Source organism: Gracilibacillus salitolerans (assembly GCF_009650095.1).
Taxonomy (GTDB): Bacteria; Bacillota; Bacilli; order Bacillales; family Amphibacillaceae; genus Gracilibacillus; species Gracilibacillus salitolerans.
The window spans coordinates 4,421,197-4,446,534 of record NZ_CP045915.1 but is presented as its reverse complement, the minus strand read 5'-3'; the positions used below and the strand labels follow the sequence as shown (position 1 = coordinate 4,446,534).

27 protein-coding genes and 1 pseudogene are annotated in these 25,338 nt (G+C 39.8%); all 28 read left to right on the top strand.

What is annotated here, in order from left to right; genetic code table 11:
* Window positions 1-140: 140 nt before the first annotated feature.
* The 28 genes and pseudogenes from GI584_RS20925 to GI584_RS20790 all read left to right on the top strand — a co-directional run bounded on the left by GI584_RS20925 (window position 141) and on the right by GI584_RS20790 (window position 25,333).
* Window positions 141-752: a thymidine kinase gene (locus tag GI584_RS20925; protein WP_153792504.1), complete on the top strand. Its 612-nt coding sequence runs from the start codon at window positions 141-143 to the stop codon at window positions 750-752.
* Window positions 753-822: 70 nt separating this feature from the next.
* Window positions 823-1,893, top strand: coding sequence for a peptide chain release factor 1 (gene prfA, locus GI584_RS20920; protein ID WP_153792503.1), 1,071 nt, complete (start codon window positions 823-825; stop codon window positions 1,891-1,893).
* 1 nt (window position 1,894) lies between these two features.
* The gene (gene prmC, locus GI584_RS20915) at window positions 1,895-2,749 is read left to right on the top strand and encodes a peptide chain release factor N(5)-glutamine methyltransferase (RefSeq protein ID WP_194842226.1); all 855 of its coding nucleotides are present in this window, start codon (window positions 1,895-1,897) and stop codon (window positions 2,747-2,749) included.
* Between the two features lie 270 nt (window positions 2,750-3,019).
* Complete coding sequence (gene spoIIR, locus GI584_RS20910; RefSeq protein WP_100358955.1) at window positions 3,020-3,613, top strand: stage II sporulation protein R; 594 nt, start codon at window positions 3,020-3,022, stop codon at window positions 3,611-3,613.
* A gap of 59 nt (window positions 3,614-3,672) precedes the next feature.
* Window positions 3,673-4,107: a hypothetical protein gene (locus tag GI584_RS20905; RefSeq protein WP_100358956.1), complete on the top strand. Its 435-nt coding sequence runs from the start codon at window positions 3,673-3,675 to the stop codon at window positions 4,105-4,107.
* Between the two features lie 197 nt (window positions 4,108-4,304).
* Window positions 4,305-5,324, top strand: a complete 1,020-nt coding sequence (locus GI584_RS20900) for an L-threonylcarbamoyladenylate synthase (protein ID WP_153792501.1) — start codon at window positions 4,305-4,307, stop codon at window positions 5,322-5,324.
* Between the two features lie 83 nt (window positions 5,325-5,407).
* Complete coding sequence (locus tag GI584_RS20895) at window positions 5,408-5,956, top strand: manganese efflux pump MntP (protein WP_100358958.1); 549 nt, start codon at window positions 5,408-5,410, stop codon at window positions 5,954-5,956.
* Between the two features lie 53 nt (window positions 5,957-6,009).
* Complete coding sequence (locus tag GI584_RS20890) at window positions 6,010-6,570, top strand: low molecular weight protein arginine phosphatase (protein ID WP_153792500.1); 561 nt, start codon at window positions 6,010-6,012, stop codon at window positions 6,568-6,570.
* Window positions 6,571-6,599: 29 nt separating this feature from the next.
* A complete protein-coding gene (locus tag GI584_RS20885; RefSeq protein ID WP_153792499.1) occupies window positions 6,600-7,901 on the top strand; it encodes a methyl-accepting chemotaxis protein in 1,302 nt (433 codons plus the stop codon).
* A 35-nt stretch (window positions 7,902-7,936) separates the two neighbouring features.
* The gene (gene rpiB, locus GI584_RS20880; RefSeq protein WP_100358961.1) at window positions 7,937-8,377 is read left to right on the top strand and encodes a ribose 5-phosphate isomerase B; all 441 of its coding nucleotides are present in this window, start codon (window positions 7,937-7,939) and stop codon (window positions 8,375-8,377) included.
* A 19-nt stretch (window positions 8,378-8,396) separates the two neighbouring features.
* On the top strand, window positions 8,397-8,942 hold the full coding sequence (locus GI584_RS20875) for a TIGR01440 family protein (RefSeq protein WP_153792498.1): 546 nt from the start codon (window positions 8,397-8,399) through the stop codon (window positions 8,940-8,942).
* A gap of 177 nt (window positions 8,943-9,119) precedes the next feature.
* Window positions 9,120-10,355, top strand: a complete 1,236-nt coding sequence (locus GI584_RS20870; protein ID WP_153792497.1) for a serine hydroxymethyltransferase — start codon at window positions 9,120-9,122, stop codon at window positions 10,353-10,355.
* A 177-nt stretch (window positions 10,356-10,532) separates the two neighbouring features.
* Window positions 10,533-11,162, top strand: coding sequence for a uracil phosphoribosyltransferase (gene upp, locus GI584_RS20865; RefSeq protein ID WP_100358964.1), 630 nt, complete (start codon window positions 10,533-10,535; stop codon window positions 11,160-11,162).
* Window positions 11,163-11,438: 276 nt separating this feature from the next.
* Window positions 11,439-13,523, top strand: coding sequence for a S8 family serine peptidase (locus GI584_RS20860; protein ID WP_228552299.1), 2,085 nt, complete (start codon window positions 11,439-11,441; stop codon window positions 13,521-13,523).
* Window positions 13,524-13,881: 358 nt separating this feature from the next.
* Window positions 13,882-14,103, top strand: a complete 222-nt coding sequence (locus GI584_RS20855; protein ID WP_100358966.1) for an AtpZ/AtpI family protein — start codon at window positions 13,882-13,884, stop codon at window positions 14,101-14,103.
* Between the two features lie 2 nt (window positions 14,104-14,105).
* Window positions 14,106-14,492: an ATP synthase subunit I gene (locus tag GI584_RS20850; protein WP_153792496.1), complete on the top strand. Its 387-nt coding sequence runs from the start codon at window positions 14,106-14,108 to the stop codon at window positions 14,490-14,492.
* Window positions 14,493-14,497: 5 nt separating this feature from the next.
* Window positions 14,498-15,220 (top strand): F0F1 ATP synthase subunit A, encoded by a 723-nt coding sequence (gene atpB, locus GI584_RS20845; RefSeq protein ID WP_100362402.1) that lies wholly within the window; start codon window positions 14,498-14,500, stop codon window positions 15,218-15,220.
* 48 nt (window positions 15,221-15,268) lie between these two features.
* The gene (gene atpE, locus GI584_RS20840; protein WP_018930781.1) at window positions 15,269-15,475 is read left to right on the top strand and encodes a F0F1 ATP synthase subunit C; all 207 of its coding nucleotides are present in this window, start codon (window positions 15,269-15,271) and stop codon (window positions 15,473-15,475) included.
* Window positions 15,476-15,795: 320 nt separating this feature from the next.
* Window positions 15,796-16,323 carry a F0F1 ATP synthase subunit B gene (gene atpF / locus GI584_RS20835; RefSeq protein WP_153792495.1) on the top strand — a complete coding sequence of 176 codons (528 nt, stop codon included), beginning with the start codon at window positions 15,796-15,798 and terminating at the stop codon, window positions 16,321-16,323.
* The gene (locus tag GI584_RS20830; RefSeq protein WP_153792494.1) at window positions 16,320-16,856 is read left to right on the top strand and encodes a F0F1 ATP synthase subunit delta; all 537 of its coding nucleotides are present in this window, start codon (window positions 16,320-16,322) and stop codon (window positions 16,854-16,856) included. Before atpF ends, GI584_RS20830 begins: the two co-directional genes overlap by 4 nt.
* 21 nt (window positions 16,857-16,877) lie before the next feature.
* Window positions 16,878-18,386: a F0F1 ATP synthase subunit alpha gene (gene atpA / locus GI584_RS20825; protein ID WP_153792493.1), complete on the top strand. Its 1,509-nt coding sequence runs from the start codon at window positions 16,878-16,880 to the stop codon at window positions 18,384-18,386.
* Between the two features lie 81 nt (window positions 18,387-18,467).
* Window positions 18,468-19,331 (top strand): ATP synthase F1 subunit gamma, encoded by an 864-nt coding sequence (atpG, locus tag GI584_RS20820; RefSeq protein ID WP_153792492.1) that lies wholly within the window; start codon window positions 18,468-18,470, stop codon window positions 19,329-19,331.
* Window positions 19,332-19,373: 42 nt separating this feature from the next.
* Window positions 19,374-20,777, top strand: coding sequence for a F0F1 ATP synthase subunit beta (gene atpD / locus GI584_RS20815; protein WP_100358972.1), 1,404 nt, complete (start codon window positions 19,374-19,376; stop codon window positions 20,775-20,777).
* Between the two features lie 64 nt (window positions 20,778-20,841).
* Entirely contained in the window at window positions 20,842-21,240 is a 399-nt protein-coding gene (locus tag GI584_RS20810; protein WP_100358973.1) for a F0F1 ATP synthase subunit epsilon, read from the top strand.
* 426 nt (window positions 21,241-21,666) lie between these two features.
* Window positions 21,667-21,900, top strand: coding sequence for a DUF1146 family protein (locus GI584_RS20805; protein WP_100358974.1), 234 nt, complete (start codon window positions 21,667-21,669; stop codon window positions 21,898-21,900).
* Between the two features lie 91 nt (window positions 21,901-21,991).
* Window positions 21,992-22,723, top strand: a complete 732-nt coding sequence (locus GI584_RS20800) for a YwmB family TATA-box binding protein (RefSeq protein WP_194842065.1) — start codon at window positions 21,992-21,994, stop codon at window positions 22,721-22,723.
* Between the two features lie 35 nt (window positions 22,724-22,758).
* On the top strand, window positions 22,759-24,063 hold the full coding sequence (gene murA, locus GI584_RS20795; RefSeq protein WP_100358976.1) for a UDP-N-acetylglucosamine 1-carboxyvinyltransferase: 1,305 nt from the start codon (window positions 22,759-22,761) through the stop codon (window positions 24,061-24,063).
* A 109-nt stretch (window positions 24,064-24,172) separates the two neighbouring features.
* Window positions 24,173-25,333: pseudogene (locus tag GI584_RS20790) on the top strand (IS3 family transposase).
* Window positions 25,334-25,338: the final 5 nt, after the last annotated feature.

The following is a 25,338-nucleotide window of genomic DNA, read 5'->3' as shown; positions in this document are numbered from 1 at the left end:
GCAAATGCACCAAAAATTTGCCTGTTTTTTATTTGATGTTGACGCTAAAGAGGAACACTCTTAGCTACATATTAATACGACAAACGTGATAAAATGTTTAAATATAGAGAAACAATAACTGCTGGAAGGGGCAACATATCATGCACATTATGAAGCATGCCGGTTGGATTGAACTAATATGCGGAAGCATGTTTTCAGGTAAATCAGAAGAATTAATTCGCAGAGTACGACGCGCAACATATGGAAACCTCTCTGTTGCTGTTTATAAACCACAATTAGACAATCGTTATAAAGATGATTGTGTCGTTTCGCATAACGGGTCAGAAGTAATAGCGAAACCAGTCGATCGAGCAGTCGACATATTAGAAGACATCACCGACGATGTCGATCTGATCGGAATTGATGAAGTACAATTTTTTGACGATGACATCATCCACGTCGTCTCAGAACTGGCTGATAGAGGTCATCGTGTGGTCCTTGCAGGATTGGATACTGATTTTCGCGGAGAACCATTTGGACCGATGCCACAGCTATTGGCGATCAGTGAATTTGTTACAAAACTAAATGCGGTATGCCCTGTTTGTGGTTCTCCGGCAAGCAGAACCCAGCGTTTGATTAATGGAAGTCCAGCTTCCTATGATGATCCCGTTATTTTAGTCGGTGCCAAAGAAGCATATGAACCGAGATGCAGACATCACCATGATGTACCTAATCACCCGAAAAGTAAATTAAAAGCACATAGTAGACTTTGACGGTCTTCGTTATTTTGTAATATACTGTATCATAGTGAAGTTTTGCTAATCGGAGAAAGAGGTGAAGAACGTGTTAGATCGTTTAGAGTCGTTAGAAGCACGTTATGATAAATTAAATGAATTATTAAGTGACCCTGAAGTTATTAATGATTCGAAAAAATTAAGAGAATATTCGAAAGAACAATCAGACCTTCAGGATCTTATAACAGCCTATCGTGAATATAAAGACGTAGCCACACAGTTAGATGATGCAAAGGAAATGCTCGAGGACGATCTTGATGAGGAAATGCGCGAGATGACCAAGATGGAAATATCAGAGCTTTCCGAGCAAAAAGAAGAACTGGAAGAACGTCTGAGGATTTTACTACTACCGAAAGATCCAAACGATGACAAGAACGTTATCATGGAAGTTCGCGGTGCGGCAGGTGGGGACGAAGCAGCCCTTTTTGCCGGGGATTTATTCAGAATGTATTCCCGCTATGCTGAATCACAAGGCTGGAAGATTGATGTGATGGACTCCAATACAACAGGTGTTGGCGGTTTTAAAGAAGTGATCTTCATGATTAATGGGAATGGCGCCTATTCCAAATTAAAGTTTGAAAATGGTGCTCACCGTGTACAACGTGTACCGGAAACCGAATCAGGTGGACGTATTCATACTTCAACGGCAACGGTAGTCGTAATGCCGGAAGCAGAGGAAGTTGAAATCGATATAAATGAAAAAGATATTCGCGTCGATACCTTTGCGTCAAGTGGCCCTGGTGGACAATCGGTAAACACAACGATGTCTGCTGTTCGTTTAACGCACGAGCCAACGGGAACTGTTGTATCGATTCAAGACGAAAAATCACAAATCAAAAATAAAGAAAAAGCAATGAAAGTTTTACGTGCTCGTATTTATGATAAATTCCAACAGGAAGCACAAGCAGAATATGATCAAACTCGTAAATCTGCCGTCGGTTCTGGTGACCGTTCAGAGCGTATCAGAACGTATAATTTCCCGCAAAACCGTGTGACAGACCACCGTATCGGTCTGACGATTCAAAAGCTTGATCAGATCTTAGAAGGTAAGCTGGAAGAAGTAATTGATGCACTTATCATCGAAGAACAAGCGAAGAAAATGGAAGAAATCGGTGAGTAACATGCAGATAACGACTGTCTATGAGGCCCTGGAGTGGGCTTCTTCTTTTTTACAAAAACATAACTGCGAACCGAAAGTAGCTGAAATACTCCTTTTACATGAATTAGATTGGACCAAAACAGACTTGCTCATTCAATTGCGCGATCCGATTGCCTCAGAGAAATTAGAGCATTTTCAACAAAAGGTTGAACAGCATGCCAAAACAAAAATCCCTGTCCAGCATTTAACGGGTGTCGAAGCATTCTATGGCCACAGTTTCCATGTCAATCAGCATGTTCTGATACCAAGACCGGAAACGGAAGAGCTTGTACAACGAGTGACAGAAGTTGTGGATAAAGCCAATGTTACTTGCGTGGATGTCGGTACCGGCAGTGGTGTAATAGCGGTAAGCTTAGCAAAAGAATGGGAACATAGACAGGTAGAAATGCTTGCAACAGATCTTTCCGAAGATGCTTTAAAAGTCGCCGGAAAAAATGCTGCTAAACACGAAGCAAAGATTGACTTTTATCAAGGGAATTTTTTAGAACCATTGATCGAACAGGGGAAACGAGTAGATATTATTGTCTCCAATCCACCGTATATAGCTTATGAGGAAGCGGACAGTCTATCGGAAACCGTAAAAAATTTTGATCCGGACATGGCGTTGTTTGCGGATGAACATGGACTTGCAGCTTATCAACAAATTATCCACCAGGCGAGTCAAGTGTTAAAGAGACACGGGATGATCTTTTTCGAAATTGGTCACATGCAAGCAGAAGCTGTTACCAAACTGATTAAACAGCAATTTCCCGAGAGTAAAGTGACCGTTTTCCAAGATATTAATGGCAAAGATCGAATCGTCCGCGGGATAATGTAATCTGTTCACGAGATCTCAGTAAGCATGAACAACCTCTCACGGACACTTTTCATGGAAATTGCTCTCATTTGTCCATGAGAACGCCTCTCATGGATTTCTCATTATTCAATCACAAAATACTTAGAAAAAGCGATTCGAGCACTCATGCTTAATCAGAGTTTTTATAGGGCATTATCTCCCCCAAACAAAAAATAATAGATTAAAAGTTTAAAAGCTTTCGTTGTTGTCCACACTGTGACTAGCAAACGCTAATTACAGGGGGATTTAAAAATGCGAAAGCTTATTTTATTTTTTGTACTCATTTTTTTAATTATAGGTTTTTTTCCACAAAAGGTAACAAGTAATGAACAGTCCTATCAAGTCATTCCTGATGAAGCGATCCGTTTGAGGATTTTAGCAAACAGCGAGGATGAAAAAGATCAAGCGACGAAACACGCGGTTAGGGATGCGGTGAATGAAGAGGTGACAAGATGGGTGGAGGAAATGGATGATATTGATGAAGCGAGACAACTTATTTCCTCTCGCATTGATGATATCGATCAAATCGTTAAAGATACCGTTGCAGAAGAAGCAACCGAATATACGGTGGAATATCGCAAAGATGTAAAATTTCCAACTAAACTATATGATAACTATCTTTATCCGGCTGGTGAATATGAGGCGATCTTGATTACGTTAGGGGAAGCAGAAGGCTCCAATTGGTGGTGTGTCGTTTTCCCACCGTTATGTTTTTTAGATTTTTCATTTGGTACAACAGTAGAAGCGGCTGAAGATGAAGAAGATCAAGAGGAAGAACAAGAGGAAAAAGAAAAGGAAGAAGAGGAAGTAGAATACACTTTTTTCTTCTTAAAATGGTTTAATTAATCATAAATCTATCATTTTGTCATAGATTAATAGCAAGACGAAATGATAGAGGTGAGAGGATGCAATTAAAACCGACGAAAGAATTGGAACAAGAGGAATTTGAAGATTTTTTTGACGAAAAGGTGCCGCCATTCAATGAAATAGAAATGAAGAAATATGGGTATTTTATTTATAAACAAGGAACACCGACTGCTTTTTTTTCCCTTATGCCTGTTGATCGTGATACTTATTGGTTACGGAGTTTAATCATGAAACGAAGTGCACCTGTTTTACTGCCAGTCACGATTATTCAAACAGCGGAACAGCTAACACAAAGCTATGGGGCCACATCCCTAATTATCCACAGCAAAACAACTGTTCTCGAGCAGTTATTAACACAATTGGGCTATCACTTGACAGATCAGGCTTTAGAAGAATCGTTACAAGCTTCATGGTGGATAACTAGACTGGAAGATGTGGATAAAAACAGCGGTTATACACAAAATTTTAACTAATTGTGTAAAATCCTGTGTATAAACAAAAGAAGTTGGCCTATAAAATCATATTTTGTTAATGAAGTGTGTATAAATATCTAATTTATGCACATTTATCATGATTTTTGTGGAAAAGGGTGTGGATAAGGAAGTATGCTTGCACAATTTTCTTGATAACTTCATAATTACAGTAGAATATATCTAGATCGAGGGATAACATGAAAACAGAAAAATGGGATGCAAGCAAACAGTCATTAATAAAAGCCGCTCAATTATTGAACGATCAAGAAGTAGTGGCATTTCCCACGGAAACAGTTTACGGATTGGGCGCAGATGCAACAAGCGAAGTGGCTGTCTCCAAGATTTTTAAAGCAAAAGGACGCCCATCCGATAATCCGTTAATAGTCCATGTGCATGAACCAAATCAAATAAAACATTATGTAAGAGAGATATCCACAATGGCTCAAAAGCTAATTGACCATTTTATGCCAGGACCTTTTACCATTATTTTAAAAAGTAATGGAATTGTCGCAGATACAGTTACGGCTAACTTGGATACCGTGGCGATTCGTATTCCTGATCATGAAATTGGCAGAGCTCTTATTCAAGAAGCTAATCTGCCGCTTGCTGCACCAAGTGCTAATCTATCAGGAAAACCGAGTCCAACGACGGCAGAGCATGTCTATCAAGATTTATATGGTAGAATCGCCGGAATTATTGATGGAGGCGCCACGGGAGTTGGCTTGGAATCAACGGTGGTGGATGCAACAGGTGATATCCCGGTTATTTTAAGACCTGGTGGTGTGACAAAACAGCAAATAGAGAAAGTAGCTGGCACAGTCGAATTAACAGGATCACTAAAGGAAAAGCAGCCGAAATCACCGGGGATGAAATATAATCATTATGAACCCGATGCTCCACTTGTATTAATAGATGGCGATCAAACTTTTTTTCAAAATCATATCAAAACCTATCAACAGGCAGGAAAAAAAGTAGGCATCATCGCTAGTAAACCGATAGTTGATCAGCTCCAGGCAGACATTAGCTATAACTGTGGCAGCAAAGATAATTTATCAGAAGTAGCCGCCAACTTATACTTCGCACTAAGATACTTTAATGATACCAATGTCGACATCATTTTAGCTGAAACCTACCCGCAGGAAGGAATCGGTGATGCTATTATGAACCGACTTACCAAAGCCGCCACCCACCGCCATATCCAAAACACAAACATATAACGATACCCCCACGCATAAGAATGGGACAAGGGGACAGGGGATTTGTCCCACCTGTTTTGTTCGAGGGCGAAGGGGGCTTTTTTATGGTGGCATCAATAGGTGAAGTTATCTCCATTATATGTATGGCTTTTGCATTAGGAATGGATGCTTTTTCCGTTGGATTGGGTATTGGTATGCAAGCAATCCGTTTGAAACGAATATTTTTGATCGGACTTGTAGTTGGTATTTTTCATATGATCATGCCTTTCATAGGTTTGCTGTTAGGTTCGATACTATCCAATAAAATAGAGGGAATTGCCATTCTAGCTGCAGGTTTATTATTATGTGCGATAGGTTCCCAAATGATATTTCAAACCTTTTGGCAAAAAGATACACAAATATTAGCACCAGTAGGTTTTGGCTTAATCATGTTTGCTTTTAGCGTAAGTTTAGACAGCTTTTCGATAGGAATATCACTTGGTTTATCCGGTGCGGCAACTGTATTTGCGATTTCCATGTTTGGCCTTTTTAGCACGGTATTGACATGGTTTGCATTACTAATTGGCAGACGAACGCATCATCTATTAGGCACCTATAGTGAACTAATAGGGGGCACGATCCTCTTTGGATTTGGACTGCATGTACTATTCTGATAATGTGATATAATAAGCAATAGTATCATGAAAAAATGGAGGCAAGCACATACATGAATATTTTATTCGTTTGTACGGGTAATACATGTCGCAGTCCAATGGCTCAAGCGATATTTCAACATAAAACAAAACATCACGTTCAATCTGCCGGGATATTCGCAGGTGAAGGAATGCCGGCGTCAATGGGGACAACGGAGGTATTAAAACAACAAGGGATTTCATCTGACCATAAATCCCAGCCTGTTACGGACGATTTGATGAAATGGGCTGATTTAATTATCACCATGACCAAAAATCACCGAGATCTGCTGAAGCAAAGCTATCCAGCAGATGCTGATAAAATCTACACATTAAAAGAATATGCTGACCCTCAGTATGAACATGCTTGGAATAAGTTAAAAGAATCCTATGCTCATTTAGAAGAAGCGAAACTAGCAGGAAGCGAAGTTGATGCAAATTTAACGGATCAAATTAATCAGTTAGAGAAAACTGTTCAAAATGTTGATATTATTGATCCCTTTGGCGGAAATTACATGACTTATCAAAAAACTTATCAAGAATTGGATATTTATCTTGCACTATTAGTCAAAAAGATAGAGAATAAAGATAGATAAAAAGTCATGTTTTTTGAGGAGGACGTCAAATGGAGGGAAAAACAAAAAAAGGGGTAAGTCTCAGAATTAAGCTAGTAGTATTTACTACTTTACTAGCCATTATCACCTACTCTACCAGTGGGTTTTTTATTTATTTTTTACAGGAACTGATCAGACCGTATATTCAAATATCAGAATTATGGTATGTACTTGGTACATTAATATTAGGGATTATTTGGTCTGGTATTTTGGCTTTTGCTGCTGCGGGGTTTATCACCAAATCACTTAACCGCTTGAAAAATATTGCAATAAAAGTGGCTGAAGGTGACTTGAATCAAGAGATTGAATCGCCAAAATCGACGGATGACGAGATTGGTGCGTTAACCCTCGCTTTTCAAAAAATGGTCCACCATTTAAAAACAGTTCTAACGGAAATTGAACAGCATGCGACAGAAACATCACAATCCGTACATAAAATGAAAGACGCTGCATCTATATCAAAACAACAAACAGTTGTCTTAGGAGACACAATCGGTCAAATTTCAACAGGAGCCGAGGAGACTTCAGAAGCCATTCAACAAACAGCAGAAGCAGTGGAGAATTCCACTCGCCTTGCCACACAAGTAGATCAAAAGGCTGAGGATTCACAGGGTAAATCAAATGAAATGGTTCAGCAGTTAAATGAATCTAAAGATGTCATCAGTCAATTACTTACTGGTATTATGCAGTTGGCAGATAATCAGGATCATGCGCTTCATGACGTGAATCGATTATCCCAAAAAGCGAAAGAAGTTGAAAATGTTATCTCTCTTGTAGGAGACATCAGTGAACAGACCAACCTTTTAGCATTGAATGCATCGATTGAGGCTTCTCGTGCTGGGGAAGAAGGGAAAGGGTTCGCGGTTGTCGCCGAAGAGGTAAGGAAATTAGCGGACCAAAGTTCGAACGCCGTGCAAACAATCTCTAACTTAATTCAAGACATGCAAAAAGATGTTGCACTGGTAGTGGGTAATATGCGAACACAAGTGGATGAAACGCGAGGAGAAGTGAAAAAAGGCGAGCAAACGAACGAAGTCATTGATAACATGTCTGACTCTGTTCATCAGGTAGCATCCGCTATCGGAGAAATATCACAGCTCGTTGATAATCAATTGCAAGAAATCGAAGCAACACAAGCAAAGTCACAAAATGTGGCTGCTATCGCGGAAGAAACATCTACTGGTGCAGAGGAAATGCGTGCCACTGTTGAAGAACAGGCAGATTTTGCCGAAAATTTAGAAGAATTGGCAATTTCGCTCGAACAACAAGCACAAAACTTGAAAATAAAGATCGAGCAATTTAAGCTAAGCTAAACAACACATTTACTAAAAAAGGAGCAATTATTGCTATGAAAGTCATTTTAGCATCTGATCATGGCGGTATTAATCTGTCAAAGGAAATTATATCTCTATTAGAAGAATTGAACATTGAATATGAAGACATTGGCTGTGGTTGTGAAGATTCTGTTGATTACCCGGATTACGGAATTCCGGCGGCTGAACGAGTAGCAAGCGGAGAATTTGATCGTGGTATTTTGATTTGCGGAACTGGAATCGGTATGTCCATCGCAGCGAACAAAGTAAAAGGGATACGTGCTGCGCTAGTACATGATGTATTTAGTGCAAGAGCAACTCGTGAGCATAATGATTCGAACATGATCACAATGGGTGAACGTGTCATTGGAGCTGGTCTGGCACGAGAAATAGTTAAAGAATGGTTAGGTACAGAGTTCCAGGGCGGCCGTCACGCGAACCGTGTTGGTAAATTAACAGATTACGAGAATAAATAAAGGAAAGAGGGGAAAATCCATGAAATTGGATCAATGGGGATTAGATCTAAGAGCAATTGTGGATGAATGGATTTCACTTCATCTCCTATCAGAAGGTGACCTCTTTGTCGTTGGTTGTTCGACGAGTGAAGTAGCAGGTGAACGGATCGGTACAGCAGGCAGCGAAGAAGTTGCAGCAATGATTTTTCAGGAATTAAGCCGCTTAAAAGAAAAAACAGGTGTTCATTTATGTTTTCAATGCTGTGAACACTTAAATCGAGCGATCGTGTTAGAAAAGAAAATAATGCGAGAAAAGAGTCTTGACCAGGTATCTGTAAGGCCGGTTCGTAAAGCTGGCGGCTCCATGGCAGCATACGCATATGATCATTTAGAAGACGCGGTTGTGGTCGAGTCAATTCAAGCTGATGCTGGTATCGACATTGGCGAAACCATGATTGGTATGCAACTGAGACCTGTAGCAATTCCTCTACGATTGGAGAAGCGTTACGTTGGCAACGCAAGAACAACTTATGCACGAACAAGACCAAAATTAATTGGCGGTCCAAGAGCTGTGTATCCGGACTAACGAGGGAACAAAATATGCACCTTTTTTTATTTTTTACGAATAAAAGGTGCATGTTTTCTTGTTTTTATTCGTAAAAAGGTATAGAATTATTTCAAAAATGATGTTATTTTAGAATAAGATCATACAAATGACGAATGATGTACAAACACCTACCAAAAAATTTTAGGGGGAGCAAAAATGGATCACGTAAAAAATTTTGATGCAGAACTTTTTCAAGCGATGGAAGATGAAAGAAAGCGCCAAAACGATAAGATTGAATTGATTGCTTCAGAAAACTTTGTCTCAGAGGCGGTAATGGAAGCACAAGGATCGGTATTAACCAATAAGTATGCAGAAGGCTATCCAGGTCGTCGCTACTATGGTGGATGTGAGCATGTCGATGTTGCTGAGGATTTAGCGCGCGATCGTGCCAAAGAACTGTTTGGTGCAGAGCATGTCAATGTACAGACACACTCTGGTGCACAGGCTAACATGGCTGTTTATTTTACTATTTTAGAGCCAGGAGATAAGGTACTTGGAATGAATCTAAGTCATGGTGGACACTTAACACACGGAAGTCCGGTTAACTTTAGTGGTAAACTATTCGATTTCGTTGATTATGGTGTTGATCAGGAATCCGAACAAATCGATTATGAAGATGTCTTGGCAAAGGCGAAAGAAGTACAACCGAAATTGATCGTTGCCGGTGCAAGTGCCTACCCACGCCAAATTGATTTTGCGAAATTCCGTGAAATTGCCGATGAAGTGGGTGCATATTTAATGGTAGATATGGCACACATCGCAGGACTTGTGGCAACAGGTTTACACCCAGATCCGGTACCACACGCACATTTTGTAACGACAACAACGCACAAAACCTTACGCGGTCCACGTGGTGGTATGGTGTTATGTAAAGAAGAATTTGCTAAGAAAATTGATAAAACAGTATTCCCAGGTATGCAAGGTGGTCCGTTAATGCACGTGATCGCAGCAAAAGCGGTAGCCTTAAAAGAAGCATTGCAGCCATCTTTTAAAGAGTACGGTCAAAATATTATTAAAAATGCAAAGAAATTCGGGGAAGTATTAGAATCAGAAGGTATCCGCACTGTATCAGGCGGGACAGACAACCATCTGTTATTATTAGATGTTCGCGGTTTAAACCTAACTGGAAAAGTCGCAGAAGCAGCGCTGGATGAAGTAGGTATCACTACAAACAAAAACACGATTCCTTTTGATCCGGAAAGCCCGTTTGTAACTAGCGGTATCCGTGTCGGTACGGCAGCAGTAACATCTCGCGGCTTTGGTGAAACAGAAATGGAAGAAATAGCAAAAATCATTGCTCTAACATTGAAAAACCCAGAAGATGAAGCAACGCTAAAAGAAGCTCGTGAACGCGTAACAGCCTTGACTGCAAAGTTCCCATTATATCAATAAAGCGAAAGCTAGACATGCGTCTAGCTTTTTTGTTTGTATTGGTAAAGCGCCCGATATAACAAGCTCTCAAGCTTTTCTAAATTATGCTTGCATGCTTGTTTGTTTTTCTGTACAATTTTAAGGATGAATATTGTGGGTTCTTGGGATAATAATTTGTAAAAAAGGAGAGTTTTCCTCATGAGTAATGTGTTTGTATTAGATCATCCGTTAATTCAGCACAAATTGACGTACATACGTAATAAAAATACAGGGACGAAAGAATTCCGAGCTTTAGTAGATGAAGTTTCAACATTAATGGCTTTTGAAATTACGAGAGATCTTCCACTTGAAGATAAGACGATTGAGACACCAGTGATGGAAGCTACAACGAAAGTGATCAGTGGTAAGAAAATTGGGCTTATTCCTATTTTAAGAGCAGGTCTAGGCATGGTTGACGGGATGCTTAAGTTAATTCCAGCGGCAAAAGTGGGACATGTAGGTCTTTATCGTGATCCGGAGACATTACAACCGGTTGAATATTATATCAAACTTCCTTCTGATATCGAAGAACGTGAATTGATCGTGATTGATCCCATGTTAGCAACTGGCGGTTCTGCCAATGATGCGATTCATTCATTGAAGAAACGTGGTGCGACTAACATTAAATTAATGTGTCTGATCGCAGCACCTGAGGGTGTAGAAATGCTTCGAAAAGAACACCCTGACGTAGATATTTACCTTGGAGCTCTTGATGAGAAACTTAATGAAAAAGGATATATTGTTCCAGGCCTGGGAGACGCCGGAGATCGCTTGTTTGGAACAAAATAAAGTTATAAGAAATAGCATGCATTTACTTGTATGCTATTTTTGATTTAGAGCTTATGAGCGGACATCTATTCCGCTAAATGAGTCAAAAATAGTGTTTTTCGAGTACTGGCGGACATCGGTTCCGTTATTCCAACAAAAAGTATACAATTTAACCCAATTTTCCTGAAATAAAGGAATAGACGTCCGCAACGTCTCAGAAAATCTTGCTCTTCATCATACATATCTTCCCTTCCAATCGTAAACAATACTCCTATCCAATTAAAAGGAGTGCTTCTTGTGTCATTGATCTTATCCCTTTTCTTATTTACCTCAGCAATTGTAGATCCAACTGAATACTCCTTTATTATCGAAGTAGAAGGTGATCCAAATGAGTTCGCCGAAGAAATAGAAACATATCATCACAATGTAGAAATCCTTGCTATCTATGACACGATCTTCAATGGCGTTGCGATCAAAACGGACCAGCATAACCTCGAAAAAATCAAAAGACGCACAAACTTTCAGCAAACTTACTCCGTTCAGGAATATCAAACACAACTATCACAGACCAATATCAATGAGAGCGTCCCATTTTTAATACCTGAACCACTCTCCTTTACAGGAAAAGGTGTCAAAGTGGGAATTGTTGATACAGGAATAGACTATACGCACCCCGACTTGCAAGTGAATTACAGTGGCGGATATGACCTTGTTGATTTTGATGATGACCCGATGGAATCAACCGCCGAACAAGGCATGCCTACTTTGCATGGATCCCATGTCGCAGGAGTGATAGGTGCGAACGGTCAGATGAAAGGAGTTGCTCCAGAAGCAGAGCTCTATGCTTACCGTGCACTTGGTCCAGGTGGAACTGGGACATCGGTACAGGTGATGGCGGCCATCGAAAAGGCAGTAAAAGATGGAATGGACATCATCAATCTGTCATTAGGGAATGCCATTAATGGTCCAGATTGGCCAACAAGTGTCGCAGTGAACCGGGCAACAGAGCAAGGTGTCACAGTGGTCATCGCCAATGGTAATACAGGTCCCGATTTATGGACGGTCGGTTCACCTGCAACAGCGAATCAGGTCATTTCAGTCGGAGCATCTACCCCTAGGTTAGAACTTCCTTTTTTGTACGATCGATTTCATGACGAAAAAATTGAGATGATACCGATGCAAGGCTCTTCTAATTGGGATTTCCCCCGCGATCTGGAAGTAACAGATAAGCAGGAAGAAATTCAAAATGATACGATATTGATTATGGATCGCAGCGAGATACCTTTTGCCCAATTAGCATTAGAAGCAGAGAAAAAAGGAGCAGCAGCACTACTGATTGCGAACAATGAAGAAGGAGTTTTTCAAGGTGCAGTAGATCCGAATACTTCGATACCTGTTGCAGCGATTAGCCAAGAGGACGGAAAATGGTTAAAAGAGAATCCAGGTTATTTATCGATCGATTATGAAGAGATTCAAGATACGGTTACAGAATTTAGTTCACGAGGACCTGTTACTGTTAATTGGGCAATAAAACCAGAAATAGTTGCGCCAGGTGCCAGTATTTTAAGCACGGTCCCAGGTGGATATCAGGCGTTAAGCGGAACAAGTATGGCGGCACCACATGTGGCAGGTGTTCTCGCGTTGCTAAAAGAAGCCCATCCGGATTGGACACCAGCTCAATTAAAAGCAGCAATTCTCACAACGGCAAATCCCTTAGAAAACTTCCTGCCAATAGAACAAGGGGCAGGTAAAATCGATCCGAAAGCAGCGTTGGAAACAGATACATTAATCCATCAATCATTATTGCAATTTGGTAAGATAACAGATAACAGTGAACATAAAGTGAGCAAACTTACCGTCGAGAATATCTCTGATCAAGCACAGCAATATGCATTTGACTTACCCGTACAAGATCAAGACATTCGTTTTCAGCTACCCCAAAGCTTTACATTACAACCAGGCGAAAGGAAAGAAATTGAAGTAAAAGCAACGATCAGATCCGGTCAAATGGAGGAAGGTATCAAACAAGGCTATCTATATTTAAATGATACCCCGATTCCGTATATGTTTTTAACAGAAGCGCATGATATACCGAAAGCAATGGGCTTGGAATTAACAATAACGCCACTCGAAGATACGTATCATTATCAATTATATTTAGTAGAAGAAGCCGATAAACTAACGATAGATCTATACGATGCCAAAACATTGGAATTTGTCACTACTCTAGTTGAACGAACAGAACTAAAACCAGGCGTTATTGAAGGAGAGATTGAACAACAAGAGCAACTTCAAAACCAATATATCGCAAACATAACGATCAAAACCAACGAAAATCAAACCTACCAATACCAGACAGTTTGGGAAGGTGGAACAGGATGATTTTTCTAGTTTAAGCGGTCGAGGGGACTGGATAAATGTCCCTTAAACCCGCTTTAAATCAATTCCTTCGAAACTCGAAGGAATTTTCACAATATTTTCAAAAAATAACGAATGTTACGCGATGACTAGCAGGAATAGGGATCTGCCGAATAGTGTGGAAACTTGTCCGTTTATTTTTGGTTTTTGTCTGTTAAATCGATTGACAATAAGTGACCCCTATTGTATGCTAATTTAGTGTGGATGATAAGGGTTACAGAGGTGTGACGAAAATCACTGCAGAAGAAAATGACATGTGTATATGTGAGATTTTCTTCCTTCATACATAAGTAACATGTTTTGTATATATAGGAGTGAGCAAATGTCACCACCAAAAAAGAGCCCTTACCATGGTCTGGCGGTTTATAGTGCTATTTTGTCACAAATTGTCGGTGCTCCATTAATTGGCTTACTCATAGGTAGAAGTATGGACAAGTACCTATCCACAACACCACTTTTTTTAGTGATCGGACTACTTTTGGGTCTAGGAGCCGGTTTATACGGAACCATTCATTACGTACGAGATTTAACGGGAGACGAATAACCATGGATCAATACAAAAATATGATAACCCGTCAGCGTAAATGGATGTTCTACCTTCTTGCACTTTTTGTTCTTGGCTGGGGATTTACACCTTTTTCAAGAATATTCCTCGGACTCCTCATGGGAACAGGACTAAGTTTTTATAATTTATGGGTAATGCAGCGTAAGATCGACCGTTTTGGACAAGCTGTCACACATGGTGGTCGAACATCAGGAATTGGTACATTTACCCGTTTAGCCACTGCAGCATTAGCGGTTATTATCGCAATGCGCTTTGAAGAATATTTCCATTTGATGGCTGTTATTTTGGGATTAATGACAACTTATGTTGTTATTATGATAGATTTTGCACTATTCAGAAAACAAGACGAGCAAAAGGAAGTGAGGTGAAGGAATTGGATCACGAATCACCGCTGTTTCATGATCTGTTTGGGATTCCATGGTTAGATTTTAACCTGTCCACTACTTTAATGACGTTTATTTCTTCTGTAATTGTATTTATCATTTGTACATTAGCAGCAAGAAATTTAAAAATGAAGCCAACCGGTTTCCAAAACTTTATGGAGTGGGTTATCGATTTTGTCAAAGGCATTATCGGGGATACGATGGATTGGAAAACAGGGAAAATATTCTTACCACTAGGATTAACTCTACTAGTGTACATCTTTATTAGTAACATTCTTGGTGTTATTACCATGGGTGTATGGGGGCATACGTTATGGTGGAAATCACCTACTTCTGATGCAACGCTCACATTATCATTATCAGCGTTGGTCATTGTATTAACTCATTACTATGGAGTAAAAGTAAAAGGGTTCAAGGAGTATACAAAAGATTATGTACGACCTGTACCATTTTTACTACCATTTAAAATTATTGAAGAATTTACGAACACTTTAACATTAGGTTTACGTCTCTTCGGTAATATCTTTGCAGGTGAAATTTTACTATCACTTATTACAAAAATGGCCTTCGTGGCTGCACCATTCACATTAATATCCATCATTCCAATGGTGGCATGGCAAGGATTCAGTTTATTCATAGGTGCTATTCAAGCATTTATTTTTACAATGTTAACAATGGTTTACATGTCTCATAAAGTGAGTTCAGACCATTAAAATAATAAAATCTTATTTATCTATACATTTTAAAGGAGGAAACAAATAATGGGAGCTTTAGCAGCTGCAATAGCAATTGGTTTAGCGGCACTTGGTGCTGGTTTAGGTAACGGTATGATCGTAAGTCGTACAGTAGAAGGGATTGCACGTCAACCAGAATTAAGAGGTGCACTTCAAACAACAATGTTTATCGGGGTAGCGTTAGTAGAGGCGATTCCAATTTTCGCCGTAGTTATTGCCTTCATGGTAATGTAATTATACTTAATCTGATAGAATGGCGAAGTTCGTCTAAGACAACCTTCGCCATTCCTTTGTAAAAAGAAAAGCAAAGAGCGCCGGGTAGAAACGTATGACCTGGACTGAAGCGTAGGAGATAAAGGAATCACCGTGACGAAGGAACGGATGATGACTTATCGTACAGAGCTGAGGGAAGGGCACTAGTTTCTGGCGCTTATAGCTAGACAAAAGAAAAGCAAAGAGCGCCGGGTATAAACGCACGGAGCGAAAAAGCAACACAAAAAAGAATGTAATGTTAGAGCGAAATAGATGACTAATCGTGGGAAGGAGTGAACACTGTGCAACTTTTAGAAGGTGGACTCATCATTCAAGCTTCAATCGGCGGTTTAAATGGCGGAGATATGGCATTTGCCATTTTCAGTTTTGCAGTTTTGCTATGGCTATTGAGAAAGTTCGCGTGGGGTCCATTAATGAACAAAATGGAAGAACGTGAAAACCATATTGCAAATGAAATTGATACAGCTGAAAAGAACCGTGCGGATGCAGAAAAAGCATCACGTGAAGCAAACGAACAATTAAAAGCGACGCGTCAAGAAGCACAACAGATTATTGAAGATGCGAAAAAAGCTGGTCAGCAGCAGGAAAAAGCGATTATCGAAGCAGCAAACGAGGCATCAGCTCGTATTAAGAAGTCTGCAGAAGAAGATATCGCACGCGAGAAAGAAAAAGCAGTTGAAGCACTTCAGGCACAAGTGGCAACATTGTCTGTACAAATTGCTACTAAGGTGATTGAAAAAGAAATTAGTGTAGAGGATCAAGAACAGTTGATCAGTGAGTACATTAAAGAGGTAGGAGAAGAGCAATGAGTAAAACGAATGTAGCAAAGCGTTATGCAGAAGCTCTTTTTCAAATCGGTACAGAAAAGGAAACAATAGATTTCCTGGAAACGGAATTGGCAACAGCCAAAGAAGTTTTCCAAACGAACGAAGCCTTTCTTCAACTCTTACAACATCCAAAAGTAGAAGCAGAAAAGAAAAAGCAACTACTTAACGAAGCGTTCGCAGGCTTTTCGAAGGATGTATTACATACACTTTCGTTACTTGTAGACCGTCACAATGAATCGATTGTTCCAGATGTTGTTGATCACTTTATCACTTTTGCAAATGAGGCAAAAGGTGTGAAGGAAGCAATTGTCTATTCGGTTCGCGCATTGTCAGATGCGGAAAAAAAGAAAATCGAAAATGTGTTCACAAAGAAATTGAATGTAAAAACATTAAAGATAAATAACAAGGTCGATCCATCCGTTATTGGTGGTGTCAAGATCAAAGTTGGCAACACGGTATATGACGGCTCTGTCAAAGGTAAATTGGATCGTCTCGAACGACAAATCGCAAATTAAGGACGATAGGGGTGAAATGGCATGAGCATTAAAGCTGAAGAAATCAGTGCGCTGATTAAGCAGCAAATCGAAAGCTATGATTCAGACATCGAAGTGAATGATGTTGGTACAGTTATCGAAATTGGTGACGGTATCGCACGTGCACACGGTCTTGATAACGTCATGTCTGGTGAGCTTGTCGAATTTTCAAATGGTGTCATGGGTATGGCACAAAACTTAGAAGAATCAAATGTCGGGATCGTAATTCTCGGACCTTACACGGAAATTCGTGAAGGTGACGAGGTGCGTCGTACAGGTCGTATTATGGAAGTGCCAGTAGGGGAGGAACTTATTGGTCGTGTCGTAAACCCATTAGGACAACCAGTAGATGGAAAAGGTCCAGTGGAAACTTCTAAAGCACGTCCAATTGAATCTCCAGCACCTGGTGTAATGGATCGTAAATCCGTTGATGAGCCATTACAAACTGGTATCAAAGCGATTGATGCATTAGTACCAATCGGTCGTGGTCAACGTGAGTTAATCATTGGTGACCGTCAAACAGGTAAAACAACTGTAGCAATCGATACAATCTTGAATCAAAAAAATGAAGATATGGTTTGTATCTATGTAGCAATTGGTCAAAAAGACTCTACCGTACGTGGAACAGTAGAAGTACTACGTAAACACGGAGCTCTTGACTACACTATCGTTGTATCTGCCGGCGCAAGTGAGCCTGCACCACTTCAATACCTTGCACCATATGCAGGGGTATCCATGGGTGAAGAGTTCATGTATAACGGCAAACACGTATTAGTTGTATATGATGACTTAACTAAACAAGCGAACGCATATCGTGAGCTTTCCTTATTATTACGCCGCCCGCCAGGACGTGAAGCATTCCCAGGGGATGTATTCTACTTACACTCTCGTCTATTAGAGCGTGCAGCAAAATTAAATGACGACAAAGGTGGAGGTTCTTTAACAGCACTTCCATTCGTTGAGACACAAGCTGGGGATATCTCCGCTTATATACCAACAAACGTAATTTCGATTACAGATGGTCAAATTTTCTTACAGTCTGACTTATTCTTCTCAGGTGTACGTCCAGCGATCAACCCAGGTCTATCGGTATCACGTGTAGGTGGTTCTGCACAGATCAAAGCGATGAAGAAGGTTGCCGGTACATTGCGTCTGGATTTAGCTTCATTCCGTGAGTTGGAATCTTTTGCACAGTTCGGTTCTGACTTAGATAAAGCAACACAAGCAAAATTAAACCGTGGTGCTCGTACAGTAGAAGTACTAAAACAAGGTCTTCATAAGCCACTAGTGGTAGAAAAACAAGTTATGATCATCTATGCGTTAACTAAAGGTTTCCTTGATGACATTCCTGTTGAAGATATCACACGTTTTGAAGATGAATTTTTAACTTGGTTAGACAACAACAAGCCAGAGCTGCTTACTACAATCAAAGAAACAGGAGCTCTAGCAGACGCCGGCGACATGAGTGGCGCAGTAGAAGAATTCAAAAAAACATTTGTCGTATCTGAATAATGATAGAAAAGCGAAAGTGTCCGGTTAGTCACATTTCGTAAGTAATAGCGTCAACCTCTTAGGAAAGGGCGGTGAAACAACGTGGCATCTCTTAGAGATATCAAAACACGGATTAATTCCACGCAAAAGACGAAACAGATCACAAAAGCAATGCATATGGTATCTGCGTCGAAGTTAAGCAAAGCAGAGGAATTCACCAAAGCTTTTGATCCATACAGCAATAAGATCAAAGAAGTGGTAAGTAGTATCGCTGGCAGTGGTCAGGATACTGAACACCCAATGCTACAAACACGTGAAGTGAAAAAGACAGCTTATTTTGTCATCACTGCTGATCGTGGTCTTGCGGGGGCTTTTAACAGTGGAATACTTCGTGAAGTATATCGCACCATTCAAGAGAAACATCAATCAAAAGATGAATATGCCGTTATCGCAGTAGGGCGCATGGCTCGTGACTTTTTCATGAAACGTGATATCCCAATTCTTAAGGAGATCACAGGCCTATCAGATCAACCGAATTTTGCTGATATCAAAGATCTAACGTCTGAAACGGTACAACTTTTTATTGATGAAGAAATTGATGAATTAGTGATTTTCCATAATCACTTCATCAGTGCGATTTCACAAAAAGTAACATCGAAAAAACTATTACCACTTACAGATCTACAAGAAGAGTCTAGTGGTACAAAGAGCACGTATGAATATGAGCCAAATCAACAGGATATATTAGATGTATTATTGCCACAGTATGCGGAGAGCTTGATTTTCGGAGCATTATTAGACAGTAAAGCGAGTGAGCATGCTTCTCGTATGACTGCCATGAAAAGTGCGACGGATAACGCGGATGAACTTATTGACGATTTATCATTACAGTACAACCGTGCAAGACAAGCAGCAATCACGCAAGAAATCACCGAAATTGTTGGTGGGGCAGCCGCATTAGAATAATACAATCGTACGGTAGTAAATCTTTAGTTAGGAGGGAAATCGATGGCAAAAGGACACGTTATTCAGATTATGGGACCGGTTGTCGACGTTAAATTCGCAGACGGCCATCTCCCTGAAATTTACAACGCGTTAAAAATACAGTATGATGTGAACGGTGAAGCGCAAGAACTAACAGTAGAAGTTGCTCTTCACTTAGGCGATGACTCTGTACGTACAATTGCGATGTCATCTACAGAAGGTCTTCAACGTGGTGCAGAAGTTACAGACTTAAATGCACCGATCTCAGTACCAGTAGGTGATATTACACTAGGTCGTGTCTTCAACGTTTTAGGTGAGAAAATTGACCTTGACGAAGAAATTGATGCAGATGTACGCCGTGATCCAATTCACCGCGAATCTCCAAAATTCGAAGACCTAGCAACAGAAACAGAAATTCTAGAAACAGGTATTAAAGTTGTCGACTTATTGGCACCTTATATTAAAGGTGGTAAGATCGGTTTATTTGGTGGTGCGGGTGTAGGTAAAACCGTACTTATTCAAGAGCTGATCAACAACATCGCACAAGAGCACGGTGGTATTTCCGTATTCGCAGGTGTTGGGGAACGTACTCGTGAAGGTAACGACCTTTACTATGAAATGAAAGATTCAGGTGTAATCTCTAAAACTGCGATGGTATTCGGTCAGATGAACGAACCACCAGGAGCACGTATGCGTGTGGCACTAACAGGACTTACCATGGCGGAATATTTCCGTGATGAAAAAGGTGCTGATGTGCTATTGTTCGTTGATAACATTTTCCGTTTTACGCAAGCAGGTTCAGAGGTATCGGCACTTCTTGGCCGTATGCCATCTGCCGTTGGGTACCAGCCAACACTTGCTACGGAAATGGGTCAATTACAAGAACGTATTACATCAACTAATAAAGGTTCTGTTACTTCTATCCAAGCAATCTATGTACCAGCCGATGACTATACAGACCCGGCACCGGCTACAACGTTCGCTCACTTAGATGCAACAACAAACCTTGATCGTAAATTATCAGAGCAAGGTATTTACCCTGCGGTGGATCCTCTTGCCTCTACATCTCGTGCCCTTGACCCTGAAGTAGTGGGAGAAGAGCACTACAATGTTGCGCGTGAAGTACAACAAACATTACAAAAATATAAAGAACTACAAGACATTATCGCCATTTTAGGTATGGATGAATTATCTGACGAAGATAAACTTACCGTATCTCGTGCGCGTCGTATCCAGTTCTTCTTATCACAAAACTTCCACGTTGCAGAGCAATTTACAGGTCAGCAAGGGTCCTATGTGCCAGTTAATGAAACTGTCCAAGGATTCCGCGAAATCTTAGACGGTAAGTATGATGACCTTCCAGAGGATGCGTTCCGTCTAGTTGGTCGCATCGAAGAAGTAGTAGAAAAAGCAAAACAAATGGCATAATGGGTCAGGGGACAGTAGATCTGTCCCACTTTCCCACTTCATTTCAGCCTAAGGAGGGGTTCTGTTGAATACACTAACAGTAAGTGTTGTTACTCCGGATGGCCCTGTTCTGGAAGATTCATTTGAAATGGTTAGCTGTAAAGCTGAGAGTGGAGAGCTCGGGATCTTGCCAGGTCACATTCCGCTCGTTGCACCACTGTCCATTAGTGCAGTGCGCTTAAAAGGAGAAAATCCACAGCGAATTGCTGTAAGTGGAGGATTCCTTGAGGTTCGTCCTGATAAAGTGACAATTCTTGCACAATCAGCAGAGCGACCTGACGATATTGATATCGAGCGTGCTCGTGCAGCGAAAGAACGAGCAGAACGTCGTTTACAAGCTAAGCAAGATGAAATAGATTTCAGAAGGGCAGAACTAGCACTAAAACGTGCGTTAAACCGAATCGACGTCATAGAAAATAAGTAAATGAAGAAAAGGGGCTGCCTCAACCGTTCAGGTTGAGCGCAGCCCTTTTTCAAGTTGATAGTAAATCCCCGAAAGTTGATAGTAAATCTGAAGTAAGTCATTTCATTCATTCAATCAATCAATCAATCAATCAATCACCACCCTCACTCACCTTACGATAAAGCATAAGTTGGTCAGAAAACGATTTCGTCATGATTCTTCAACTTTTTCGCTTCTATCATCTCCTCTTGTCCCTTTGCCCATACTCCAATCGAATCCCGCTCCAAAACTCATAAATGGAATAAAATGGTTTAACTTCATAACTTCAGCACCAATATAATAATATTTTATCTAAATTTCCCGGGAAATATCGAACTATATCCTATAAAGGCGAATCATTGATAGATATGTTAGAATAGAAAAAAACAAGTAAGCGAGGGATATATTATGATGCAAAGTTTAGCGCAAGAAGGCTTGATCGGGATGTTGTCACACCTCATCTTTATCGTAATTACATGGCAAGTTCTTCAAGCACTTAATTTCGATGAATTATTTAGAAAAAATAAAGTGTATGAAGCACGAATTTTAGTTATCTTCATCACTATTGCCATAGGTTCTACCGTGAGTAATTTTTTCTTAGACTTCTTACAATGGTCACAACAATTAATTTACCTATTTTAGGTTCATCGAACATTTCCATAATAAAATAATAATATAAAGTATGAATACTTTGTTTCCTGCCAATACTTCTAATAAAAAAGGAGTGCGGGAAATGAAGTATTTATTTTTATCGCTTGCAACAGTTGGAATGATGTTTTTTATAGATCAATTACTCATAGAGACAAAAACAAATATAGAAAGCCAAAATAAATTAGACGATATGATAGAAATAGTGGAAGAACAAAATCTTAATCTATCAAAATTGCAAACTACTATTAAAGAATCAAGAGAAATTTCAGACTTGCAAAGTTTTATTTCTAAAATCAACGGGTATCACCTAAATATGCAAGAAGACGATAAAGAACATAATCGTCTAAAATTCGATTCGGACCGACAAGAAAACAAAGGTATTACCGAATCAATCTTATTAGTGCGCACAAATCAACAACAAAACCGGTACCAAGTCATTTATACTATTAACATGACAGAAACAACGAATAAAACAACACCGGAAGTACTAGAAGTATACAAAGAAAAGGTTAATTCAATTACTAATGAATTATTTACAGAGGATGCGCAATATTTTTCTTGTGTTGAAGCGTGGGAAGATGGTATTATAGATATTGTTCGTTTTATAGATTTTGTAAAATCAAGACTAAAAATGACAATAATCGACGAAGTGAAAGAACCGCATTTTAATACATGGACAGGCTTCACACCAAATTGGGAAAATAAATTGAAGCAAAATGATGAAGAAATTAACGTGCAAATCGCTGTCAGAGAGCGGATAGGAGATCGGACAACTATCACTATAGGAACACCTATCCTGATACATGAATACTAATAATAATGAATATGGTCTACAGAGGAGAATGAGCCTTGGAAAATATCATCGTACGTGGTGGTAGGCAGTTAAATGGTACTGTAAGAGTTGAAGGAGCAAAGAATGCCGTACTGCCTGTCATCGCCGCAAGCATAATCGCAAGTGAAGGAAAAAGCATTATACACGAAGTACCTGCATTGGCAGATGTACACACGATAAATCAAGTATTAACACATATGAACGCAGAAGTTGACTATCAAGGGAATACAGTAGTAGTTGATGCAACCCAACCATTATTAACAGAGGCACCATTTGAATATGTAAGAAAAATGCGTGCATCTGTCCTTGTATTAGGACCTCTTTTAGCACGATATGGCCATGCGAAGGTAGCATTACCAGGTGGCTGTGCAATTGGATCACGACCAATTGATCTGCACCTAAAAGGATTTGAAGCTATGGGGGCAGAAGTCCATGTTGGTAATGGCTTTGTCGAAGTCTCTACCAGAGATAGATTAAAAGGGGCAAAGATTTATTTAGATATGCCTAGTGTTGGTGCAACAGAAAACATTATGATGGCAGCGGCCCTTGCAAAAGGAAAAACTATTATCGAAAATGCCGCAAAAGAACCAGAGATAGTAGACTTAGCTAATTATCTGAACAAAATGGGTGCTAAAGTTGTAGGTGCGGGCACAGAGACAATTAAAATTGAAGGTGTCGACAAGCTTCAGGGAGTAGAGCATACGATTATTCCAGACCGTATTGAAGCAGGAACATTTATGGTAGCAGCAGCAATTACAGGTGGTAATGTGTTAATAGAAAATGCTGAAATTGAGCATATTCGTGCCCTTGTTTCCAAAATAGAAGAGATGGGCGTTAAAGTTATCGAAGAGAAGAATGGTATCCGTGTTATCGGACCAAGAAGATTAAAGTCTACTGATATCAAAACATTGCCACATCCAGGATTTCCGACAGATATGCAATCACAAATGATGGCTTTGATGTTACAGGCATCAGGTACTGGAGTGATTACTGAAACTGTTTTTGAAAATCGTTTTATGCATGTCGAGGAATTCCGCAGAATGAACGCTAAATTGAAAATAGAAGGGCGTAGTGTCATCGTAGAAGGCCCTGTTAACCTTCAAGGGGCAGAAGTAGCTGCGACTGATCTACGTGCCGGAGCAGCCTTAATTTTAGCAGGATTAGTAGCTGAAGGACGCACTCGTGTAACTTCTCTACACCACATCGACAGAGGATATGTGGATATTACAGAGAAATTTGCTAACTTAGGAGCAGATATTGAACGAGTAATTCAAGGAGAAACTACTATTATAACTGAAGTACAACAAGTAGAAGTACAATAATAGAAAGAGGACAGCTTTATTGTGAGGAGACCTAATTAAATGAGACAGAGGAAAAAGCACCCCCAGAGTCGTATATAAAAATTAACGACTTTTAGGAGGTGCTTTTCTCATGGGGGAAAAGAAAAATGTTTATTCTGAAGAAGTGAAACGTAGAGTCATTGAAATGAAGTTGTCTAAAAAATATACAAATAAACAGATTATGAAAAAGTTTGGAATCCGTAGCGTAAGTCAAATTAAAAGATGGATGAAATGGTTTCGAGATGGAGAAGAACATCGGTTGTCACAACCCATCGGTAAACAATATTCCTTTGGAAAAGGGCCTGAAGAACTAAACGAAGTAGATCAGTTAAAAAGGCAAATCAGACATCTAGAAATCCAAAATGAAATCTTAAAAAAGTACCAGGAAATCGAAAGGAGTTGGTACCAGAGATAGTTATAGAACTAGTAGAGTCGTTAAAGGAAGTTTATACTGTATCGATGATTTGTGATTGTATCAGAGTTCCTAGGTCCACTTACTATCGTTGGGCTCAAAAGTCGTGGAGCCAACAGAACTAGAACAACTTATTATTGATATTTGTAAATCCCTACATTACAGAGTAGGACACCGAATGGTTAAAAAGTTACTTAAAGAGGAACACAACATTTCTGTGAACAGACTTACTGCACAAAGGATCATGCAAAAATATAAAATCCAATGTCGGGTAAAACCAAAGAGAAAATCGAACATCGCCGGTGAAAGTAAATGCGTCGTTCCTAATTTATTGGAACAAAATTTCAAGGCAGATAGACCAAATCAAAAGTGGGTTACTGATATTACTTACTTGCCTTTTGGGGAATCAATGATGTATTTATCAACCATTATGGATTTGTATAATAACGAAATTGTCGCTTATCGAGTGAGTCATAACCAAGAAGAAGAATTAGTGCTAGAAACACTGAAAGCAGCTTGTAATGGACGTGAAACAAAGGGATTAATTCTTCATAGTGATCAAGGGCTCAATACACATCCTACGCTTTTCAAGAATTAGCTGAAGAAAAAGGCATTATCACAAGCATGTCCCGGAAAGGTAATTGCTTTGATAATGCCGTCATTGAATCCTTCCACTCCACCATAAAGTCGGAAGAATTCTACACACATCAAAAGATGCGTCTTACAAATTCCATTGTACTAGAAAAAGTGGAATTGTACATGTATTATTACAACTATATACGACCATTTTCAAAATTAAACTGCCTTTCTCCTGTTCAATTCAGGGCAAAGGCAGCCTAGGTGCT

Coding starts and splice junctions, on each gene's coding strand:
- atpA (WP_153792493.1), top strand. CDS start 16,878: ATGAGCATTAAAGCTGAAGAAATCAGTGCGCTGATTAAGCAGCAAATC.
- GI584_RS20905 (WP_100358956.1), top strand. CDS start 3,673: ATGCAATTAAAACCGACGAAAGAATTGGAACAAGAGGAATTTGAAGAT.
- GI584_RS20895 (WP_100358958.1), top strand. CDS start 5,408: ATGGTGGCATCAATAGGTGAAGTTATCTCCATTATATGTATGGCTTTT.
- prmC (WP_194842226.1), top strand. CDS start 1,895: ATGCAGATAACGACTGTCTATGAGGCCCTGGAGTGGGCTTCTTCTTTT.
- GI584_RS20885 (WP_153792499.1), top strand. CDS start 6,600: ATGGAGGGAAAAACAAAAAAAGGGGTAAGTCTCAGAATTAAGCTAGTA.
- GI584_RS20890 (WP_153792500.1), top strand. CDS start 6,010: ATGAATATTTTATTCGTTTGTACGGGTAATACATGTCGCAGTCCAATG.
- upp (WP_100358964.1), top strand. CDS start 10,533: ATGAGTAATGTGTTTGTATTAGATCATCCGTTAATTCAGCACAAATTG.
- atpD (WP_100358972.1), top strand. CDS start 19,374: ATGGCAAAAGGACACGTTATTCAGATTATGGGACCGGTTGTCGACGTT.
- GI584_RS20925 (WP_153792504.1), top strand. CDS start 141: ATGCACATTATGAAGCATGCCGGTTGGATTGAACTAATATGCGGAAGC.
- GI584_RS20855 (WP_100358966.1), top strand. CDS start 13,882: ATGTCACCACCAAAAAAGAGCCCTTACCATGGTCTGGCGGTTTATAGT.
- GI584_RS20900 (WP_153792501.1), top strand. CDS start 4,305: ATGAAAACAGAAAAATGGGATGCAAGCAAACAGTCATTAATAAAAGCC.
- GI584_RS20850 (WP_153792496.1), top strand. CDS start 14,106: ATGGATCAATACAAAAATATGATAACCCGTCAGCGTAAATGGATGTTC.
- spoIIR (WP_100358955.1), top strand. CDS start 3,020: ATGCGAAAGCTTATTTTATTTTTTGTACTCATTTTTTTAATTATAGGT.
- atpE (WP_018930781.1), top strand. CDS start 15,269: ATGGGAGCTTTAGCAGCTGCAATAGCAATTGGTTTAGCGGCACTTGGT.
- GI584_RS20800 (WP_194842065.1), top strand. CDS start 21,992: ATGAAGTATTTATTTTTATCGCTTGCAACAGTTGGAATGATGTTTTTT.
- GI584_RS20805 (WP_100358974.1), top strand. CDS start 21,667: ATGATGCAAAGTTTAGCGCAAGAAGGCTTGATCGGGATGTTGTCACAC.
- GI584_RS20875 (WP_153792498.1), top strand. CDS start 8,397: ATGAAATTGGATCAATGGGGATTAGATCTAAGAGCAATTGTGGATGAA.
- GI584_RS20870 (WP_153792497.1), top strand. CDS start 9,120: ATGGATCACGTAAAAAATTTTGATGCAGAACTTTTTCAAGCGATGGAA.
- rpiB (WP_100358961.1), top strand. CDS start 7,937: ATGAAAGTCATTTTAGCATCTGATCATGGCGGTATTAATCTGTCAAAG.
- GI584_RS20830 (WP_153792494.1), top strand. CDS start 16,320: ATGAGTAAAACGAATGTAGCAAAGCGTTATGCAGAAGCTCTTTTTCAA.